The 15,486-nt window shown below is 36.7% G+C and carries 21 protein-coding genes; 2 read left to right on the top strand and 19 right to left on the bottom strand.

What is annotated here, in order from left to right; translation table 11 throughout:
- Position 1: 1 nt before the first annotated feature.
- A complete protein-coding gene (locus F1847_RS01020) occupies positions 2-1,048 on the bottom strand; it encodes a histone deacetylase (protein ID WP_240702807.1) in 1,047 nt (348 codons plus the stop codon).
- 385 nt (positions 1,049-1,433) lie between these two features.
- Here F1847_RS01020 and F1847_RS09480 point away from each other — a divergent pair, with 385 nt between their 5' ends.
- Together F1847_RS09480 and F1847_RS01010 are read left to right on the top strand one after the other, a co-directional pair.
- Positions 1,434-1,517 carry a hypothetical protein gene (locus F1847_RS09480; RefSeq protein ID WP_370516782.1) on the top strand — a complete coding sequence of 28 codons (84 nt, stop codon included), beginning with the start codon at positions 1,434-1,436 and terminating at the stop codon, positions 1,515-1,517.
- Positions 1,518-1,840: 323 nt separating this feature from the next.
- Positions 1,841-2,074 (top strand): helix-turn-helix domain-containing protein, encoded by a 234-nt coding sequence (locus F1847_RS01010; RefSeq protein WP_150071258.1) that lies wholly within the window; start codon positions 1,841-1,843, stop codon positions 2,072-2,074.
- On the opposite strand, the gene F1847_RS01005 is transcribed toward F1847_RS01010, so the two are convergent.
- The 18 genes from F1847_RS01005 to ruvB all read right to left on the bottom strand — a co-directional run bounded on the left by F1847_RS01005 (position 2,071) and on the right by ruvB (position 15,452).
- Positions 2,071-2,988: a bifunctional riboflavin kinase/FAD synthetase gene (locus tag F1847_RS01005; protein WP_150071257.1), complete on the bottom strand. Its 918-nt coding sequence runs from the start codon at positions 2,986-2,988 to the stop codon at positions 2,071-2,073. The two genes, F1847_RS01010 and F1847_RS01005, sit on opposite strands and share 4 nt — an antisense overlap.
- Complete coding sequence (carA, locus tag F1847_RS01000) at positions 2,969-4,102, bottom strand: glutamine-hydrolyzing carbamoyl-phosphate synthase small subunit (protein WP_150071256.1); 1,134 nt, start codon at positions 4,100-4,102, stop codon at positions 2,969-2,971. Before carA ends, F1847_RS01005 begins: the two co-directional genes overlap by 20 nt.
- A 10-nt stretch (positions 4,103-4,112) precedes the next feature.
- Positions 4,113-5,256, bottom strand: a protein-coding gene (prfB, locus tag F1847_RS00995) for a peptide chain release factor 2 (protein ID WP_240702805.1) whose coding sequence is annotated in 2 segments (ribosomal slippage) — positions 4,113-5,162 and positions 5,164-5,256 — 1,143 coding nt in all. Because the reading frame shifts where the segments join, the coding sequence is not laid out codon by codon here.
- Between the two features lie 32 nt (positions 5,257-5,288).
- On the bottom strand, positions 5,289-6,014 hold the full coding sequence (locus tag F1847_RS00990; RefSeq protein ID WP_150071254.1) for a DVU0298 family protein: 726 nt from the start codon (positions 6,012-6,014) through the stop codon (positions 5,289-5,291).
- A gap of 13 nt (positions 6,015-6,027) precedes the next feature.
- On the bottom strand, positions 6,028-7,218 hold the full coding sequence (locus tag F1847_RS00985) for an FprA family A-type flavoprotein (protein ID WP_150071253.1): 1,191 nt from the start codon (positions 7,216-7,218) through the stop codon (positions 6,028-6,030).
- A gap of 36 nt (positions 7,219-7,254) precedes the next feature.
- Positions 7,255-7,602, bottom strand: a complete 348-nt coding sequence (locus F1847_RS00980; protein ID WP_150071252.1) for a DsrE family protein — start codon at positions 7,600-7,602, stop codon at positions 7,255-7,257.
- A gap of 76 nt (positions 7,603-7,678) precedes the next feature.
- Complete coding sequence (gene rd, locus F1847_RS00975) at positions 7,679-7,840, bottom strand: rubredoxin (protein WP_150071251.1); 162 nt, start codon at positions 7,838-7,840, stop codon at positions 7,679-7,681.
- 42 nt (positions 7,841-7,882) lie between these two features.
- Positions 7,883-8,077, bottom strand: a complete 195-nt coding sequence (locus tag F1847_RS00970) for a rubredoxin (RefSeq protein ID WP_150071250.1) — start codon at positions 8,075-8,077, stop codon at positions 7,883-7,885.
- Positions 8,078-8,109: 32 nt separating this feature from the next.
- Positions 8,110-8,286, bottom strand: coding sequence for a rubredoxin (locus F1847_RS00965; RefSeq protein WP_150071249.1), 177 nt, complete (start codon positions 8,284-8,286; stop codon positions 8,110-8,112).
- Between the two features lie 37 nt (positions 8,287-8,323).
- Positions 8,324-8,704: a desulfoferrodoxin gene (locus tag F1847_RS00960; RefSeq protein WP_150071248.1), complete on the bottom strand. Its 381-nt coding sequence runs from the start codon at positions 8,702-8,704 to the stop codon at positions 8,324-8,326.
- Between the two features lie 174 nt (positions 8,705-8,878).
- Positions 8,879-9,229, bottom strand: a complete 351-nt coding sequence (locus tag F1847_RS00955) for a MerR family transcriptional regulator (RefSeq protein ID WP_150071247.1) — start codon at positions 9,227-9,229, stop codon at positions 8,879-8,881.
- Positions 9,219-9,512, bottom strand: coding sequence for an HU family DNA-binding protein (locus tag F1847_RS00950; protein ID WP_150071246.1), 294 nt, complete (start codon positions 9,510-9,512; stop codon positions 9,219-9,221). The genes F1847_RS00955 and F1847_RS00950 overlap by 11 nt, the downstream gene beginning before the upstream one ends.
- Positions 9,509-11,911, bottom strand: coding sequence for a phenylalanine--tRNA ligase subunit beta (gene pheT, locus F1847_RS00945; protein ID WP_150071245.1), 2,403 nt, complete (start codon positions 11,909-11,911; stop codon positions 9,509-9,511). The genes F1847_RS00950 and pheT overlap by 4 nt, the downstream gene beginning before the upstream one ends.
- A 40-nt stretch (positions 11,912-11,951) precedes the next feature.
- The gene (gene pheS / locus F1847_RS00940; RefSeq protein ID WP_150071244.1) at positions 11,952-12,965 is read right to left on the bottom strand and encodes a phenylalanine--tRNA ligase subunit alpha; all 1,014 of its coding nucleotides are present in this window, start codon (positions 12,963-12,965) and stop codon (positions 11,952-11,954) included.
- Positions 12,965-13,321, bottom strand: a complete 357-nt coding sequence (rplT, locus tag F1847_RS00935) for a 50S ribosomal protein L20 (protein ID WP_038060172.1) — start codon at positions 13,319-13,321, stop codon at positions 12,965-12,967. Before rplT ends, pheS begins: the two co-directional genes overlap by 1 nt.
- A 34-nt stretch (positions 13,322-13,355) precedes the next feature.
- Positions 13,356-13,562 carry a 50S ribosomal protein L35 gene (rpmI, locus tag F1847_RS00930; RefSeq protein ID WP_150071243.1) on the bottom strand — a complete coding sequence of 69 codons (207 nt, stop codon included), beginning with the start codon at positions 13,560-13,562 and terminating at the stop codon, positions 13,356-13,358.
- 70 nt (positions 13,563-13,632) lie between these two features.
- On the bottom strand, positions 13,633-14,472 hold the full coding sequence (gene panB / locus F1847_RS00925; RefSeq protein ID WP_150071242.1) for a 3-methyl-2-oxobutanoate hydroxymethyltransferase: 840 nt from the start codon (positions 14,470-14,472) through the stop codon (positions 13,633-13,635).
- Complete coding sequence (gene ruvB, locus F1847_RS00920; protein ID WP_150071241.1) at positions 14,454-15,452, bottom strand: Holliday junction branch migration DNA helicase RuvB; 999 nt, start codon at positions 15,450-15,452, stop codon at positions 14,454-14,456. The genes panB and ruvB overlap by 19 nt, the downstream gene beginning before the upstream one ends.
- Positions 15,453-15,486 lie beyond the last annotated feature (34 nt).

Here is a 15,486-nt window from a genome sequence, read left to right as displayed (position 1 = left end):
TTTAGACATCCCAAATTCCTTTAAAAGTAAGCATATCTTTTATTTTTCTAAAAAGGTCCAAGGCATAAGAAGTAGGAGAAACCTCAGAAAAAGGATAAACTACCTCTTCTTCTACCAACTTTTGAACTATCGTGAAGATACCTTCTGAAAGATTTTTAAGGTTATAACCCCCTTCTAAAGTAAATAAAATCTTCCCGTTTGCAAAATTATAAGCTATTTCCTTAAATAACTCGGTAATCCTTGCAATCCCTTCAAGGGTAACCTCAAAATCTCCTAAAGGATCGTTTATCATACAATCAAACCCTGCAGAAATAAGCACAAGTTGGGGTTTATACTGAAAAGCTATAGGTTTAAGAAGACTTTGGTAAAAAAAGATAAAATCATCATTTCCGCAACCAGCCTTTAAAGGTACATTTATAGTATATCCTATACCATAACCAGCTCCTATTTCATTGTAATTGCCTGTTCCTGGATAATAAGGATATTGGTGGGTTGAAAAAAACAATACTTCATCTGTGTAATAAAAAGATTTTTGTGTCCCGTTTCCATGATGAAGGTCAAAATCTATGATTAAAATCCTTTTAATTCCATAGAGATTTTTTGCATAATGTGCTGCAAGGGCTATATTGTTAAAAAGACAAAAACCCATAGCACGATCTTTTTCTGCATGATGCCCTGGTGGCCTCACCAAAGTAAACGCATACTTAAAACCTTCTTCAAACAGAAGCTTTAATCCGGTTTTTTGAGCTCCCACCGCATAACAGGCAGCATCAAACGAATATTCATTAGCTACTGTATCGGCATCTATTTGGAAATACCCTTTTCCCCTGGTATTTTCTATAAGATGGTACAAACTTTCAGAATGGTTCCAAAGAATTTCTTCCTTTGTTGCCCTTTCAGGAGAAAAAATTTCTATCCTTGATTTTAAACCTTCATCTTTTAATCTATCTAAAATAATTTTAAGCCTCTCAGGTTTTTCAGGATGAAAATTGCCAGGGTCATGCTTTAAAAATATTTCATCAAAAATTATGGCAACCTTCTGCACCATTTTTGCTTTAAATAATCTCTTTAAGTTGTATTACCTAATGTTTCATTTAAATATTTAACCATATTATGCACCCCTGGACAAGGGGTCTAAAAGTATTATCTACATTCACCGGTAGTGTTTCAATTAATCGTGTAAAGCCTTGAAGAATAATAAAGGGCATGGTAGGTTCCTCAAAATTTTAAACTTGTCCCATAAAGCGCTCAACGAGCTTACTTCAAAACCTTTTGAAAAACTTTATGTTTAAGGAAAAAAGTATAAGTAAGTAAAAAGCTTAAGGATGCCTCATCTCAGGAAAGGGACTTTAGCTGCGTGATGAGGAAGTAAAAGCTTTGCTTAGTGCAACGAACCAGGCTTTGAGAAGATAGCAAAAGAGATAAAAAGGAGGGTGAAGGTGGTAGAGGTATTTTTAGAGGAAGAAGCGGCTGAGAGGTTCTTATACTTGATGTTAAAAAAAATAGATAAGAGATAGACTAAGGGAGGTTAGAGAATTTAATGGAGGTTAAATTAGGGACTACCATAAACTTTTCAAAAAAATTTTTACCTAATAAAAGTGACACTATACCAACAAAAGAAAGAGATAAAAATTATCTATAACAAGACATAAAATCGATAAACAATTTAACAATACTAAAAGAAAACAAAACTTAACTTTAATATTACATATAAACCTTTTTTCAAGACCAAAGATAAGCTAAAAATAAAAATCTAAAAATCATCTATATTAAGAGCTTGATTAATTTTAATTTTATGTTATATATTTATGTATAATACTTTTATATAGGAGGGGATAAAATGAGAAAAAGGAGTAGATTTATTACAGTAGATGATGTAAAATTTGTGTATGAAAACTATGCCAAAATGAGTGCTTCTGAAATAGCAGAAGTTTTAGGTATTAGTAAATTTCAAGTAAACAAAATCGTAAACGAATTAAGAAAAAGAGGTATTAATGTTCCTAAAAAAATAGGTAGAAAGGTCAATGTTTACGACCAATTTATAGAAATGTTAAAAAAAGAAAAAAAGAGCTAAGTTAAACATTTTTCTATTAAACGACAATCTTGGGTGATTTGAGTTTTAAGCTCTTCTACAGAGTGGAATTTTTTTTCTGCTCTCACTCTTTTTACAAACTCTACTTTTATTTGTTTGCCATATAATTCTTGATTAAAGTCTAAAATGTGAACCTCAATTGCAAGTTGTTTTTGGTCAAAAGTAGGTCTAAAGCCTATATTCATCGCTCCTTTAAACTTTTGATTTTGATAATAAACCCAGACTGCATAAACTCCGGGAGGAGGCAATAATTTATTTTTAGGTACTTCAATATTAGCTGTAGGAAAACCCAAACCCTTACCTATACCTTGTCCTTTTACTACTTTACCTATCAAAAAATAATAGTGTCCAAGAAAACGATTAGCCTTTTCTATATCTCCTTTTTCTATCGTTTGTCTTATCAAAGTGCTGGAAACCGGGGTATGGTCTACCATTACCGGATTTACTATCCTTACTACAAACCCAAATTTTTCTCCCAAGGTTTTTAAAAATCCAGGGTCCCCTTCTCTTTTTCTTCCAAACCTAAAATTAAACCCTATAACTACCCCTTTAGCCCTAAGCTGGTCAACCAAATATTCTTGTACAAAAAGGTCTGGAGTAAGCTGGGAAATGTTAACAGAAAAAGGAATAATGGCTATGTTTTCTATGTTTAGCTGAGAAAGTAAATTTAATTTTTCCTCAAAAGTAGTTAAAAGTTTAAAGTTTGCTTCTGGAAAAAGAACCGTTCTGGGATGAGGGTCAAAGGAAACTAATAGAGGGGTTACACCTAATTCTGCACTAAGAGCAACAGTTTCTTTAAACAGGTTTTTATGTCCCAAGTGAATCCCATCAAAGCTTCCTATGGTAATGGCTGTTTCAAAAGGTAGTGGAAAATCCTTAGGGGTATATATTTTCAATCTTTCCCTCCACTAGTTTTAGAAAGCTGTCAAAAAGATAGACTGAATCATGCGGTCCTGGTGCATTTTCAGGATGGTATTGCACAGACATAGCCCTAAGTTCTGGGACAAAGATACCTTCAAGGGTTTCATCATTTAGGTTTACATGGGTAAGCACTGTATCCTTAGGAAGTTCTTCTTTTTTAACACAAAAACCATGGTTTTGAGAGGTAATTTCTACTCTTTTGTTGATAAGGTTTAAAACCGGATGGTTTATCCCTCTATGTCCAAACTTTAGTTTATATGTGGTAGCTCCTAAAGCTTGTCCTAAAATTTGATGCCCTAAACAAATACCAAAAATCGGTTTTTTACCTAAAAGTTGCTTAACTGTTTGGACGATATGTTTTAATGGAGCCGGATCTCCTGGGCCATTAGAAAGGAAAATACCGTCAGGATTATGGGAAAGTATTTCTTCAGCAGAAGTATAACAAGGAAAAACCAAACACTCTGCATCCCTTTCTACAAAAAGTCTTAACTGATTAAACTTTAGGCCACAATCTAAGACCGCTATCTTATACTTAGCCTCTCCTTTAAAATGAGAGAGACTTTCTTTTCCCTGTTTCCCATAGTAATAAGGTCCTTTACAGGTAACATACTGAACCAAATCTCTTCCTACGTAATCAGGACTTTCTTTAACCTTTTCTAAAAACTTTTTGGGATCTAAAGTCTCTGTGGTTATTCCTCCTTTCATCGAACCATAAAGCCTTAAGTGCCTGGTTAAAGCCCTGGTATCTATACCTTCTACCGCTAAAATTTTATTTTCTGTCAACCACTCACCTAAGGATTTTTTGGCCCTCCAGTTGCTATAAAAAGGCTGATATTCCCTTACGATAAATCCTGCTACTTGAACTCTATCACTTTCCATATCCTCAAAGTTGATGCCATAATTCCCAATAAGAGGATAAGTCATCGTTACTATCTGTCCATAATAAGATGGATCGGTAAGGATTTCTTGATATCCCGTCATACCGGTGTTAAAAACTATTTCCCCAAAAGTCTCTCCAGTTATCGTAAAAGACCTTCCCCAAAAATAGGTCCCGTCTTCTAACATTACCAAGGCTTTTAATGGTTTCATAAAACACCCCTTATTTTTTATGGTTAAGTTTTTGTTTGGCTTCCCATAAAAGATATTCTCTTATAAAATCGTCGATCTCCCCGTCTAATACATCTTCTACTTTAAAAACCTCTAATTGAGTACGATGGTCTTTTATCACCCGGTAAGGATGAAGGATATAGCTTCTAATTTGGTTCCCCCAACCTATTTCTTTTTTTTCTCCAATCAGGCTTTCCTTTTTCTGTTCAAGCTTTTGTTTTTCTAATTGATACAGCCTTGATTTTAATATTTTTAAAGCAATAGCCTTGTTAAGATGCTGACTTCTTTCGTTTTGACAGGTAACGACTATACCTGTAGGAATATGTGTAATCCTTACTGCACTCTCTGTTTTGTTTACATGTTGACCTCCATGACCTCCTGCCCTCATGGTTTCAATTCTTAGGTCTTCAGTCCTTATTTCTATTTCTATGTTTTCTTCTATCTCAGGAATAACCGTTACTGAAGCAAAAGAGGTATGTCTTCTTGCGTTAGCATCAAACGGAGAAATCCTAACCAATCTATGTACACCTTTTTCTCCTTTAAGATAACCATAAGCCCAAGGACCTTCTACCAAAACCACAGCACTCTTTATACCTGCCTCTTCTCCAGGAAGGCTATCTACTACCTTTACCGAAAATCCCTTCTTTTCAGCCCATTTAACATACATTTTTAACAACATATAGGCCCAATCTTGGGCATCTGTGCCTCCGGTGCCTGCATGTATACTTAAAATAGCAGAAGAATAATCATACTCGTCAGAAAGCAGAAGCTTACTTTCTTCTGTTTTTAATTTTTTATCAAATTGTTCTATTTCTTCTGAAAGAAATTCTAAAAAATCAGGGGTTTTCTCCTCTTTATATAGGGCATACCACTCGCAAATACCAGCAAAATCTTTCTCTAAATCTTCAAAAAGGTTCAACCTTTCTATCAGGCTTGCACGTTCTTTAAGAAGGTTTTTAGTAGCTGGGGAGTCCCAATCGATGTCACTTTTCTGAAAGGTTTCTTCTATCTGAGAAAGACGCTTCTTGATAGAAGCAGGGTCAAAGACACCCCCTTAAATCCTCAAGTTGCTCAGAAAAATAGTTTAATACCTTTTCAAAATCTATGTTTTTATAAGCTTGAGTCTGCATTTTCATAGCGACATAAATATAAAACAAATTTTAAAAATTTAAACCCTAAAAACCAAACTTTCGGCTGTCTTATATCCTATGTCATGACCATCAAACATAAGTATTCTAAAACCTTCCTGTCTGAACCTTTCCAAGCGCTCTTTTACCGGTATTGGATCTAAGTTTATTTGAGACAAATCAGAAGAGAACTGTGATAAGGACCAGAGACTTAAAAAACTTACCACCTTGTCTTGCGAAAAAAGATGCTGATATACATACAAATGTGCCTTTCTTTCCAGAAGGTCTTCTTTTTTAGCCTGTGCAAGCCTTCCTATACCCCAAACAACCCCTCTCTGGGCAGGAGGAAACTCTAAATAATTGTCTGCCTTATATTTTCTTTCCTCCTTAGGGTCCCACAGGTAAGAGACATAAATAGAGAGATATTCTTTTCTTAAAACCTCTGAGTGAAACATTGCCTCGGCAAAACCTTCAGGCACACCCCAGGCCATACTTCCTGACTCTTCGTTTAACATCCACATAAGCCTTCTTATTACCACCCTTGCCCTTTCTAAATCCTTATCCGCAATTTCTTTAGTAATCACCCCAAAACAGGCAATGGCCTTCCATCTTACCACCTCTTCTCTATGCAAAAAAGCCCCGATAAGAACACTTACGACCTTTGTAGAAGGAAGACCTTTTATGTTTTCTATAGCCTTAAAAAGAGGGTCCTCTTCTAAAATTTTAAGGACCCTCTTTTTAAGCGAAGTCTGATAAAAACCTGTCAAAATACACCTCTTTTTATCCCTCTTTTACTTTTTGAGCTAAAAGCCTTCCTAATTCTTCACAGGTCTTGAGCACCTCTTCAGTAGGTGCATACTTAACCTTTAAACCCTCATGAATAACCTCAGCCTGGATCTCCTTTAAATACTCGTTTAACTGTCCTACTGCCTCTCCACTCCATCCATAGGAACCAAAGGCTAATCCCACCTTTTTCCTTGGTCTGAGCCCTTTCATGTAGGTTAAAAAAGAGGCCATAGTGGGAAGAAGGTTGTTGTTAAGAGTTGAACTTCCTAAGGCTATTCCCTTAGCAAGCATAACCTCAGTCATAACGTCTGTTATGTCTGAGGTAGAAAGTTTAAACATCCTTGCATCCACTCCTTCTTTAAACACACCCTCTGCGATGGCATTAGCCATCTTTTCAGTGCTTTTCCACATAGTGTCATAAACTATAACCACCCGCTCATCAGCCTGGTAAGAACTCCATTTTTCATAAAGGTCTAAAATGTCTTTAACCTTACTTCTCCAAACCACACCGTGGTCAGGACAAATGGTTTCTATTTTAAGCCCTAAGTCTTTTACAGTTTTAAGTAATTTTTGTACTTGAGGAGAAAAAGGTAAAACAATGTTGGCGTAATATTTAGCTGCTTCTTGTATCAAGACACAAGGGTCTACTTCATCATCAAACCTTTTACTGGTTGCGTAGTGCTGACCAAAGGCATCTTGAGAAATAAGAAGTTTTTCCTCTGGTATGTAGCTTATCATACTATCAGGCCAGTGGATCATAGGGGTTTCTATAAACTTTACGGTCCTTTTCCCTATCTTTACTTCATGTCCTGTTTTTACCTCTTCAAAGGGAAAGTCTAAGTTATGTAAATAGGCAGAAAGCCCTGCCTTTCCGTTTTTAGTAATAAAAATTTTTTCAGGCTTTATCTTTTGAGCAATATAACTAAAACCACCTGCATGATCAGGCTCTATGTGGTTTACCACTAAATAGTCTATCCTTTCAGGAGAAACTATTTTGGAAACACGCTCAAGCATCTCCTCCTCAAAGCCATGTTTTACCGTATCAAAAAGGGTTATCTTTTCATCTATTATCAGATAGGCATTATAAGTAGTACCTCTAATCGTAGTATATCCATGAAAATTTCTTATATGCCAATCTATACCCCCTACCCAATAAATTTCCTCTTTAATCTTTACCGGATCCATACCTCCCCTCCTATTTTGAATTAGGAAAAATCTCTATTAAAGTGTAATTATAGTATACCCTTGTTTTATAAAGTTTGCCATACCAGCATGTCCATACATGTCTTCAAGGACCTCAAGCCCCTTTTCTTTAGCTATCTCTAAAGTTCCCATTTTTTGAGCACAAGCTTTACAAACACCTGCTATAAGTCCTTTCTCTAAAGCTTTCTGAAAAAGATTATACAACATGCTTTTTTCAGAATAAAGTTCAGGCACTAATTTAGTAGAAGCACCTTCTAAAACCACCTTTACCTCAAACCCCTTCTCTGCTGAATCCAGAGCGTTTAACAAAACATGAATAAAACACATAGGTTCTTCTTTAAAAGCAAAAAATGCTATTTTAGACATAAAAACACCTCTTAAAAAGATTTATTTTAAAAAACGAAAAGGGAGGTTTTACCTCCCTTTTTAAAACCAAAAAGGTTTAATCTTCTGGTACAAAATCAGTCTTAGCTGCTCCACAAACAGGACAGGTCCAGTCATCAGGAAGGCTTTCAAATGGAGTACCCGCAGGTATACCGTTATCAGGGTCTCCGGTTGCAGGATCATACACATAACCACAAACACTACACTTATACTTCTTCATCTTTCACCTCCTGATAGGATTTTTTGGTATTAATCCAAAACTTTAAAAACCTCCTTCCTCTTCTTTAAAAGAGGATTTATTTGCCCCGCAATGAGGGCAAGTCCAACTTTCAGGAAGTTCTTCAAAGCATGTCCCTGGAGGAGACACAAACCTTGAAGGGTCCCCTTTTTTAGGGTCATAAAGGTAGCCACAACACTTACACCTATATTTTTTATCCTTTTTAGGATCCTTTCCCATAAAGCAACCTCTTTTAAATTTTTAACTACTTGTTAATCTGGTAAAGGCAAAAATAAATTCTTCGGAGCACCACATCTTGGGCATTTCCAGTTGTCTGGAAGTTTTTCAAAAGGTGTTCCTGGAGGAATATTTCCCTTAGGGTCTCCTTGTTCTGGGTCATAGATATAACCGCATCTACTACATTTATATTTTTTGGGTTTTTCAGACATAGACCTCACCTCCTGGTTTTATAGCCTGGTTGTTATATTAAGAACTTTGCCAATATCCATGAAGGTTGCACCACTCCTTAGCGATTACTTTCCCTGCCTTGACCTCAAATACCGCTTCAGGAGCCTCTCCTGGTTTTAAAAACTTGATGTAAACCCTGTCATCATCGGTGTGAAGCTCAATCCACTCTATATAATGCTCCTCTGTCATAGGATGTGGCACACTTCCTACTTTTACCTTATAGACCTCTTCCTCCTTTTCTATCACCGGAACATGTTTTTCAAGGGCTGCATCTACTGTATTGGGATTTTGCAGCTCCATAGGCTTCCCACAACATACCAACTGACCTTTACCCCCATGCATCACCAGCACTATGTTGCCACATACCTTACATTTATAAAGCTCTAACCTTGCAGCCATAACTCCCTCCTTTTATAATTTTTTTTAAATTAAAATAATTCATCATAAGTTAAAGTCAATCCATTTTAAAAAAATTTTCTAAAAATCTACTAATACAAAAATAATTTTTAATCCTACCGAGCCTTTGCCTGCAAACCTAAATTTTTTAAAAGAGATGGCTAAATCTCTTAGAAATTATAGAGACCTGTAGATATCCTTTAGCTCTTTTAAGACCTCTTTGATAACCTTTCTTAAAACCTTTTCTTGAGTAATGATTTCTTTAGGATTAAAAAGGGCTGGTTGTTCCAATTTTTTAAGACTTAATGATTTTTTAACCCCTTCTAAGGTATAACCTTCCTCTACTAATTTTTTAACCTTAAATAAAAGCTCAAGTTGATCTTTTTTATAGAACTTTCTGTTAGAAATCTTATAGGGTTTGAGTTGAGGAATTTTTTTTTCCCAGTAGTAAAGCACATGAGTCTTAACGTTTAAAAGCTGAGCAACTTCAGAAATAGGAACATAAAGACTTTCTTTTTTAGGTTTCATCTTGGAGTTCAGCTTTAAACTGAGGGGCTATCTTAAACCTAATTTTTTTAAAAGAAGGTACCTTAATAACCTCTCCGGTTTTTAAGTTTCTCCCTATTTTTTCTTTAGTTTTATAAGGAATAAAACTTCCAAACCTTACTATCTGAACCTCTTCCCCTCTTTCTAATCCGAGCTTTATCTCTTCAAGGATTTCTTCTACTATCTTTCCTAAGGTCCTTTTAGAAAGGCCGGTTTTTTCGGCCAAAATTTCTACTACTTCTTTTTTGGTGATGGTTTTTTTCATCTTGGCTTAGCATTAAAAGTAGTAAAAATTTTTCGAGCGACCTCATCTTGTATCCGATTGATTTCCTCATCGGTTAAAGTCCTATCATCAGCCCTATACCAAAACCTTAAACTCACACTTTTCTGGCCTTCTGGAATAGGTGGACCCTCATAAACTTTAATACAACTAACCTTTTCTAAATAAGGTACAGATAAAGTCTGAATAAAATGCAAAACATCTCCTACCTTAATTTCTCTATCAAGCACACAGGTTACATCTCTGGTAGTAGAAGGAAACTTAGGTGGTTTCTTAACTTTTTTTATGTTGCTTAAAGAAGTAAAATGTTTTAAAACTTTTTCTAAAATTATTTCACCAACTAAAACGTTGGTTTTTAGGTCAAAAGACTTTAAAACCGTTTGTTTTACCTCTCCTGCAAAACCGATTTTTTCTTCTCTAACATAAAGGTCAAAAGAAACTCCACGTTTCAAGAAAGGTTCCTCTGAATAAGATCTAAACTCCACTTCAAGGTTTAAAGTTTCAAAAAACTCTTCCAAAACCCCTTTCAGGTCGTAGATATCAAACCTCTCTGGTTGTTGATACCAGGCCTCTGTGGTCTTTTGCCCCATCAATAAAATTCCAAGATGTAAAGGCTCGTAAGGAAGGACATCTTTTGTGGGGAAAAACACCTTGCCAGTCTCAAAAATAGAAAGGGAGTTTACCTCTCTAAAAAAATTAAAACAAGCCGTCCTGATAAGCCCTGGGACCAGGGTAGTCCTCATCACCGACTGATTAGAAGCAAGAGGGTTAGCTATTTCTAAAGGTTTAGACCTTGGGTCTTCAGGGCTTAGATGAAGTCTTTCTAAATCCTTAGGGTCTATAAAACTATAATTAATTACCTCAAAAAACCCAAAAGCTCTAAAAAGCTCTTTTATCCTCTCCTCTAACTTGAGAGTTAGATTTTTACCTTTAGCCCAAAGCTCTGCCTTAGGAAAGGTAGTAGGTATTTTTTCATAACCATATACTCTAGCTATCTCTTCTATCAGGTCTTCTGGTATTTTTAGGTCCTGCCTGTAAGAATAAGGTTTTACCTCAAAGTTTTCTCCTACTGGCCTTACCTCGCCTACCTTGGCAAGAAGATCCTTAACCTCTCCCATAGGAAGAGAAAAGCCTAAGTATTTCTCAACTTTTTTTTGAGATAATAAAATCTGTGGATAGACATAAGGTTTAGGATAAAGGTCTACCATCTCAGAAAAACGTTCAGCCCCTGCAGTATCTAAAATTAATTGAGTAGCTCTTAACACCGCTAAAGGCAATCCTTCAGGGTCTATGTTTCTTTCAAACCGATAAGAACTATCGGTTGAAACCCTGTGTCTCTGAGAGCTCATCCTTATCCATTTCGGGTTAAACCAAGCAGCCTCTAAAAAAAGGTTCTTTGTTTGCTCTGTAACACCTGAATCCTCTCCTCCCATAATACCTGCAAGCACAAGCGCCTTTTCAGCATCGGCTATAACCAAATCCTCCTCTGTAAGGACCCTTTCTATACCGTCAAGCATAAGTAGTTTTTCCTGAGGATAGGCCCTACGAACAACAATGGTTTGCCCATTTACCTTGTCCCAATCAAAAGCATGTAAAGGCTGTCCTAACTCTAAAAGCACATAGTTGGTCACATCAACCACACTGTTTATCGCTCTTATTCCACATTCCCACAACCTTTTTTGTATGTAAAAAGGACTTTCACCTATTTTTACGTTCTCAAAAGTCCTACCTATGTACCTAAAACATCCTTCTGGCTCTAAAATCTCTATTTTTCCCTTAAAATATTTCCCTCCTTTAAGGTAGTCTTCAAAAGAAGGAAGTTTAAATTCCCAGGAAGTAAGCAAATGCAATTCTCTTGCAGCACCAAGCACAGAAAGCACATCTCCCCTGTTAGGGGTTACCGCAAGGTCTAAAACCGCCTCTTTTATACCTAAAATCTCATAAACAGACGTTCCTAACGGAGCACCCTCTGGTAAAATCAATAAAACGTCTTTTTCAGGGCCTATACCAGCCTCATAAGGAGAAAGAAACATCCCCTCTGATTGATATTTTTTTACCTTTTTTACCTCTACCTTTTCTCCTGAAAAGGTAATGCTTCCAGGTTTAGCTAAAGCAATGACAAGTCCTGGCTTAACTTGATCTTTAGCTGTGGTAAAAACCGTAAAAACCTCTTTTCCGTCAGTAACTTTACAAAGGGCTACTTCCCTAAGGTCTTCTGACACTAAAACCTCTAAAATTTTTACCGCTACTACTTCTCCTAAACGCTCATAGGGGTTTTCTACTGCCTCTACTTCAATACCACCCATCGTAAAAATTTCGGCGATTTCTTCCGGAGATTTTCGAAGGTCAATAAATTCTGAAAGCCAACTGACGGGAACTTTCATAAAGGCTCTCCTGTCTCAGGCTAAAGGTTAAAAAATTTTTTTATTTAAAACACTCAAGAAAATACAGATGGTTGTCAAAAAACAGCCTAATGTCATCTATTTCATACTTTATCATAGCAATCCTTTCTATACCAAGTCCAAAAGCAAACCCTTGCCATAAAGAAATATCATAGTTTACCGACCGAAACACTTCGGGATGAACCATTCCTGCGCCCAAAATCTCTAACCAACCGGTTTCACTACATACCCTACAACCTTTTCCGCTACAAATCACACAGCTTATGTCCATCTCAACGCTTGGTTCTGTAAAAGGAAAATAACTTGGTCTAAACCTAACTTTAGTCCTTTCTCCAAATACCTCTTTGGCAAAATAGGTAAGTACCCCTTTTAGGTCAGAAAAACTGACCTCTTTGTCTACCATCAATCCTTCTATTTGATGAAACATCGGAGAATGTCTAACATCATCATCACACCTATAAACTTTTCCAGGGGCGATGATCCTCAAAGGAGGTTTACGTTCAAGCATAGTCCTTATTTGAATAGGAGAGGTGTGGGTCCTCAGTATAGCCCCGTTTTTGAGATAAAATGTAGCTTGCATGTCTCTCGCAGGATGCCACTCCGGAATGTTTAAAGCAGTAAAGTTATAATACTCAGTTTCGACCTCAGGGCCTTGAACCACATCAAAACCTAAACGTCCAAACACCTCACAAATTTCCTGAATAATCTGGGTTAAAGGATGAAGACCGCCTAAGGAAGGCCTCCTTCCTGGAAGAGAAAGGTCTAAACCTGTAAGAACATCCTCTTGTTTAAAAAGAATCTCCTGCTCTTTTTCTGCTAAAAGAATTTCTAACTGGTCTTTTAACTCGTTTAAAATACTACCGATACGTTTTTTTTCTTCTAAAGGAAGGTCCTTCAGCTTTTTTAAATAGCCGGTAAGGCCCCCCTTTTTCCCTAAATATTTTAGACGAAAAACATTGAGATCTTCAAGATTAGATAGGCTTTCAATCTCTTTTAGGGCTTCTTCTCTAAGCTGTTGGAGTTCCTCTTCTACCATCATTGCCACTGAGCTTTAGCTACTTCTACCAACTTGGCAAAAGTTTCAGGCTCGGTTACCGCAAGATAGGCAAGAACTTTTCTATTAAGGTCTACCCCTGCTTTTTTAAGACCTCCCATAAACTTACTGTAATTCAAACCATAAGGTCTAACAGCAGCATTAATCCTTATCTGCCAAAGCCTTCTAAAGTCTCTCTTTTTTTGGCGTCTATCTCTATAGGCATAAACCAAAGCCCTTTCTACAGTCTCTTTGGCCCTTCTGTAAACGTTTTTCCTCTGTCCCCAATAACCTTTAGCCAATTTTAAAAGTTTTTTATGCCTTCTTCTGGTCTTAAAACCACCTTTAGCCCTTGGCATAAACCTTTCCCTCCTGTAAAATTAAAAAGTTAAACTAAAACTTATCGGCGATAGCCTTAGCAATATGGTCATAAAAACCAACAAAAATTTCTTTGTATCCTTTGAGATGCCTTTTAGTTTTTCTACTTTTCTTCCTAAGAAGATGGCTTTTTCCAGCCTTTTTATGCATAATTTTACCATTAGCAGTAACTTTAAACCTTTTAGCAGCCGAGCGGTTGGTCTTCATTTTAACCTTAGCCATAACACAACACTCCCCTCTACTATTTTTAGAATTTTAAAAACTTTACACCAAATTTTTATAAAAACAACCCTTAATCTACTAACAATTCTTGCAAAATTTCTTGAGAAAGGCTAAAACTTTCTTTTTCAGATGGAAAGATTTTTTCTTTACTCTCTTTAACGTATTGACTTAAAGCCTCCTTAAAGGTATTAAACCCATCAAAATAGTTTTTTACAAACCTTGGTCTAAACCCTTTTAACAATCCCATTATATCGTGAAAAACCAAAATCTGTCCATCGGTAAACGGACCTGCCCCTATACCTATCGTAGGAACGCTTACTTTTTCGGTTATTACCTTAGATAACTCAGCAGGTACACACTCTATTACTATCCCAAAAACCCCTACTTCTTCTAAAACCTTAGCGTCTTTTATCAATTTTTTTGCGCTTTCTAAGGTTTTGCCTTGCACCTTAAGCCCACCAAGCTCAGCCGCCCTTTGCGGAGTAAGACCTATATGGCCAAGCACAGGGATTCCTGCCTTTACGATAGCCTCTATCACACAAGCTACCTCCTCCCCACCTTCTACCTTAACCCCATGACATCTTCCCTCTTTAACCATCAAACCTGCATTATAAACCGCTTGTTCTTTTGAAACCTGATAGCTCAAAAAAGGCATGTCCCCTATTCTTAAAGTATCAGGGGCTCCTCGACTAACGGCTTTACAAAAAAGAAGCATCTCTTCCATTCCTATAGAAAAAGTGTCTTCATGGCCTAACATCACCATCGCGGCTGAATCACCTATAAGCACAAAATCTACCGCTGCCGCCTCAGCTATCTGAGCTGAGGTGTAGTCATAAGCGGTTACCGCAACTATAGTTTCTTTTCCTTTCTTTTCTTTTAGCGCATAAGGGCTTATTTTGAAAAGAGACATAAATTTTCCTCCCAACAGTTGATACCAAATCTTTCTTTAAGATAAAGATAGCCTTTTTGAGTAAGAACCCTTCCTTTTTTTGTGCGTGCAACCATCCCTAACCTAATAAGCGCTGGCTCATAAATACTTTCCAATTCCTCAACGCTTATCCCTGAAGAAAGAGCCAGAGAATTTAACCCTACCGGGCCTCCGTTAAACTCTTTATACAAAGTAAGAAGACATTTTCTATCTTCAGGAGTAAGGCCCCAATCATCTATGTCTAAAAGACTTAAAAACTCCTTTACTAATTTTTTGTCTACTTTAATGATTTCTTTTGGGTGATTAAGGGTTAGCCAAGCAAAATCTTTTAACCTTCTAAGTAAGTTTAACGCCTGCCTAGGGATACCCTTTGAAGCTTTAGCTAAACTTAAAGCCGGCTCTTCCTCTATGTGAAGTCCCCAAGCCTTGCCTACCTTAAGAATGATATCCCTTAATTCTTCATCAGTATAATAATTAAGTTTAAAAACCAACTGGAATCTGTCTCTTAGAGGAGCTAAACAAAGATTAGGTTTGTTGGTGGCTGCTATAAGGGTAAACCTCGGAAGACTAAGCCTTATGGTCTTAACTGCCTGACCTTTGCCGATTACGATATCTAAAGCAAAATCTTCCATCGCTGCATAAAGCACTTCTTGACAGACCTTAGGCATACGATGAATCTCATCTATAAAAAGAATATCCCCCTCCTTAAGGTTGGTAAGGACTGCCGCTAAGGTGCCTGTTTTGTCAAGCACAGGCCCCGAGGTTATTTTAAGGTCTCTTCTAAGTTCAAAGGCTATAATCCTCGCTAAAGTGGTTTTACCAAGACCTGGAGCACCAATAAAAAAAGTATGAGGAAAAACCTCCTGTCGACCTTTTACAGAAGGAATATAGACCTTAAGTTCTTCCTTTATCCTTGATTGCCCTATAAACTCATCAAGACTTACCGGTCGATATAAACTCATATTAGTTTTTTATTATAGCACAAAACTAAAAAAT

The organism is Thermodesulfobacterium sp. TA1, assembly GCF_008630935.1.
Lineage (GTDB): Bacteria > Desulfobacterota > Thermodesulfobacteria > Thermodesulfobacteriales > Thermodesulfobacteriaceae > Thermodesulfobacterium.
The sequence above is the reverse complement of the archived record's forward strand: the minus strand, read 5'-3'. Positions and strand labels throughout refer to the sequence as shown.

Excerpts from the sequence above, each read along its gene's own strand:
- F1847_RS01020 (WP_240702807.1), bottom strand. The coding sequence starts at position 1,048 with ATGGTGCAGAAGGTTGCCATAATTTTTGATGAAATATTTTTAAAGCAT.
- F1847_RS01010 (WP_150071258.1), top strand. The coding sequence starts at position 1,841 with ATGAGAAAAAGGAGTAGATTTATTACAGTAGATGATGTAAAATTTGTG.
- carA (WP_150071256.1), bottom strand. The coding sequence starts at position 4,102 with ATGAAACCATTAAAAGCCTTGGTAATGTTAGAAGACGGGACCTATTTT.
- F1847_RS00985 (WP_150071253.1), bottom strand. The coding sequence starts at position 7,218 with ATGGATCCGGTAAAGATTAAAGAGGAAATTTATTGGGTAGGGGGTATA.
- F1847_RS00980 (WP_150071252.1), bottom strand. The coding sequence starts at position 7,602 with ATGTCTAAAATAGCATTTTTTGCTTTTAAAGAAGAACCTATGTGTTTT.
- rd (WP_150071251.1), bottom strand. The coding sequence starts at position 7,840 with ATGAAGAAGTATAAGTGTAGTGTTTGTGGTTATGTGTATGATCCTGCA.
- F1847_RS00970 (WP_150071250.1), bottom strand. The coding sequence starts at position 8,077 with ATGGGAAAGGATCCTAAAAAGGATAAAAAATATAGGTGTAAGTGTTGT.
- F1847_RS00965 (WP_150071249.1), bottom strand. The coding sequence starts at position 8,286 with ATGTCTGAAAAACCCAAAAAATATAAATGTAGTAGATGCGGTTATATC.
- F1847_RS00960 (WP_150071248.1), bottom strand. The coding sequence starts at position 8,704 with ATGGCTGCAAGGTTAGAGCTTTATAAATGTAAGGTATGTGGCAACATA.
- F1847_RS00955 (WP_150071247.1), bottom strand. The coding sequence starts at position 9,229 with ATGAAACCTAAAAAAGAAAGTCTTTATGTTCCTATTTCTGAAGTTGCT.
- F1847_RS00950 (WP_150071246.1), bottom strand. The coding sequence starts at position 9,512 with ATGAAAAAAACCATCACCAAAAAAGAAGTAGTAGAAATTTTGGCCGAA.
- pheT (WP_150071245.1), bottom strand. The coding sequence starts at position 11,911 with ATGAAAGTTCCCGTCAGTTGGCTTTCAGAATTTATTGACCTTCGAAAA.
- pheS (WP_150071244.1), bottom strand. The coding sequence starts at position 12,965 with ATGGTAGAAGAGGAACTCCAACAGCTTAGAGAAGAAGCCCTAAAAGAG.
- rplT (WP_038060172.1), bottom strand. The coding sequence starts at position 13,321 with ATGCCAAGGGCTAAAGGTGGTTTTAAGACCAGAAGAAGGCATAAAAAA.
- rpmI (WP_150071243.1), bottom strand. The coding sequence starts at position 13,562 with ATGGCTAAGGTTAAAATGAAGACCAACCGCTCGGCTGCTAAAAGGTTT.
- panB (WP_150071242.1), bottom strand. The coding sequence starts at position 14,472 with ATGTCTCTTTTCAAAATAAGCCCTTATGCGCTAAAAGAAAAGAAAGGA.
- ruvB (WP_150071241.1), bottom strand. The coding sequence starts at position 15,452 with ATGAGTTTATATCGACCGGTAAGTCTTGATGAGTTTATAGGGCAATCA.